Origin of the sequence: Segatella maculosa OT 289 (genome assembly GCF_000243015.1) — a bacterium.
Taxonomy (GTDB): Bacteria; Bacteroidota; Bacteroidia; order Bacteroidales; family Bacteroidaceae; genus Prevotella; species Prevotella maculosa.
The window spans coordinates 1-2,355 of sequence record NZ_JH594507.1 but is presented as its reverse complement, the minus strand read 5'-3'; the positions used below and the strand labels follow the sequence as shown (position 1 = coordinate 2,355).

Genomic DNA, 2,355 nt, shown 5'->3' with positions numbered 1-2,355 from the left:
AAATATAATTATATTACTAAAGTTTCCCACCCTAATAAATAGATAGAAAAAATAACAGTTTGTCGAATTTTCTTTGTAAATTAGTAATCGCTAAAGAACTGATTTTAAAGACAAGACAACAAAGCTGTTATGGAAGCAAAAATAGAGAAAATAAGTGAGTTATCCAAACTTTTGAGTGTTAAAACTCGAATGAGTGATGCTTTATTTCATCTTTTTGGCAAGTTTGGCATTGGTCACTTGTTATCTCGCCTGTCATTGGAGAAACATGATGGAGTTTCGGCTTCGGAATTAATCCTTTCTCTTTGCCTCTTCCGCATTGTGGGTGAAAGTATTCACAGTATATGCAAACATAAGATATATGAGCTTTCAAATCATGGTAATAAGTCGATTAGGATTTTTAAGAGAAGTTTCATACATATCCCATAAAGATGCCACATTGGTGTATGAACCTTGATAGCTATCATCTATATTTTCCCAATGGTCTATGTTATATTTATTGTTTTTGGTACCATCAAAAAAGACACCCATAGTAATGCTGATCTTTCTCTTTTCTTTTGATGGAGGAGATGATTTTGAAGGTAATCCTGCCTTACATTTGCGGTTCGTATATTCATTCATACTCTTATTCTCCTATAAATTTAAAAGTGCTTGAATGCTGATCTCTATGATTATTAAAAAAAATATCATCATCATCACTATCTTTATTTTCCGGTGTTTCTCTAAACACATGTATTTTGGTTTCCTCCAATTCATATTTTTTATCTCCTACTTGTAAAAAAATATCGAAGCCATTATTATATTTATCGATATGAACAATTAACTCACCCTTTTGTCGGCAATCCCGTCCTAATGCCAAAGGGAATGAACGCAACACTTCTTCCTCATCAAAGAAAAACTCACCCATATATAAAGTATCTGCTACTCGCCAACGACAGATGATATATTTTATACGCGCTTGCATATCTTTGGGAACACGGTCGTCATTACAATATAATTCACCGTTCGAAAAATGACTCATCACATCAGGAGATAAAATAGTCTTTTCATTTTCAAACACAATTTTCAAGTCATATCTGAAGCGTTCTGCGTATTGATCCCATAAATTGAGAGGAATACCATTCTTTTTCAAATTTTCTGCAGCACCTTCGTAATCTTTAATGGCACTTTCGCAAAGCTTTTCCGTCGTACCATGTATCATAAAAGCATCTTTTTCAAAATCTTTTAATGACACCTGAACTTCTTTTCCCTGCAAAGAATCACAAACTAATGTACATCTTGTTGTACAATCCAAATACAGCCAAATTTTACCTCCCGGTAGCAATGTCACAACAAATCCCGTATAGTGTCTATTTTTCTTATATTCGCTATCATAAACATTTTCACGAAATAATTCCAAGATCCTATCCTGTAGTTCTTGACTAAATTTGATATTGGCTTTATAATACTTCTTCTCTGCATAAGAAAGCCATAATACATCTAAACCGTTGGGAAGATCAAAACCTCCTTCCGTATCAAAATCATCTAATCCGACACCACCAGAATGTACTCCGATACCGGTACCGATAAAATTTTCCATAATAGGATACCGTCCGCTTTCTCCGAAAGTAACAAAAGCATATTTGGTTTCAACCGGATAATATATTGGAGCTGCAACCGAAGGCTCCCAAACAAATTGCGTTTTTGGCTGCATCTTAACATTAGATTTACATGATGTACAGATAAAAACCGACACCATAATAATTATTGTATGTATAAATAAGCCTTTATTTGCCATGCCTTATATATGCAATTAACCTTTTGCAACATCTACCTGAACTTTACCTTTAACATACATTCTCTTTTTTGATGCAATAACTGTATCCTCATTTAATTCCATGTGTATCCTTAATTCCGCAGCATAAATTCTTGTGAGAACTCCAAGTGCCTGGGAAACAAAGTTCTCAAAACACTTGGATATGTCAGAATTTTCACCTATCTTGGTGCTGCAAACAAAAAATAGACAAAATCTGACATGACAAAGGTAGCAATTAAAAACGAGAATATCACTTCCTTCGGTGGAATTTATCACATTATGGACGTTTTCTCAAAGTTGGGCTTTGAAAAACTTACCGAATCTGTATTGGGCAAACGTGGAAGTAGCGGCAAAGCATTCAGCCATGGAAGTATTTTCGGCTCTCTCTTCTTCAGCTACCTTTGTGGAGGGAGGTCAAGCCATTGAAAAAGACAAGCAGGCTGAAAGCCTTTATCCTGCATTTTGTCAGCGTGCCAGCAAAATGGGTGCGCACTGGAAGGCAGAACGTTCTGAACCTATATACAAATAAAACCTACTACTCTGAGGTCTTCATTGAATAAACA

At 35.1% G+C, this 2,355-nt stretch carries 2 protein-coding genes and 3 pseudogenes; 3 read left to right on the top strand and 2 right to left on the bottom strand.

What is annotated here, in order from left to right:
* Positions 1–129: 129 nt before the first annotated feature.
* Positions 130–378 (top strand): annotated as a pseudogene (locus tag HMPREF9944_RS09415) (IS4 family transposase); the annotation flags it as partial.
* Here HMPREF9944_RS09415 and HMPREF9944_RS12810 read toward each other — a convergent pair.
* Positions 367–618 carry a hypothetical protein gene (locus HMPREF9944_RS12810; protein ID WP_008565986.1) on the bottom strand — a complete coding sequence of 84 codons (252 nt, stop codon included), beginning with the start codon at positions 616–618 and terminating at the stop codon, positions 367–369. The pseudogene HMPREF9944_RS09415 and the gene HMPREF9944_RS12810 sit on opposite strands and share 12 nt — an antisense overlap.
* A 4-nt stretch (positions 619–622) precedes the next feature.
* Positions 623–1,774, bottom strand: a complete 1,152-nt coding sequence (locus HMPREF9944_RS09410; protein WP_052300160.1) for a DUF2931 family protein — start codon at positions 1,772–1,774, stop codon at positions 623–625.
* 237 nt (positions 1,775–2,011) lie between these two features.
* Between HMPREF9944_RS09410 and HMPREF9944_RS13490 the strand changes: the two are divergent.
* Both HMPREF9944_RS13490 and HMPREF9944_RS13525 read left to right on the top strand, forming a co-directional pair.
* Positions 2,012–2,203, top strand: a pseudogene (locus HMPREF9944_RS13490) (hypothetical protein); the annotation flags it as partial.
* A gap of 11 nt (positions 2,204–2,214) precedes the next feature.
* Positions 2,215–2,352 (top strand): annotated as a pseudogene (locus HMPREF9944_RS13525) (IS1380 family transposase); the annotation flags it as partial.
* Between the last annotated feature and the right edge of the window lie 3 nt (positions 2,353–2,355).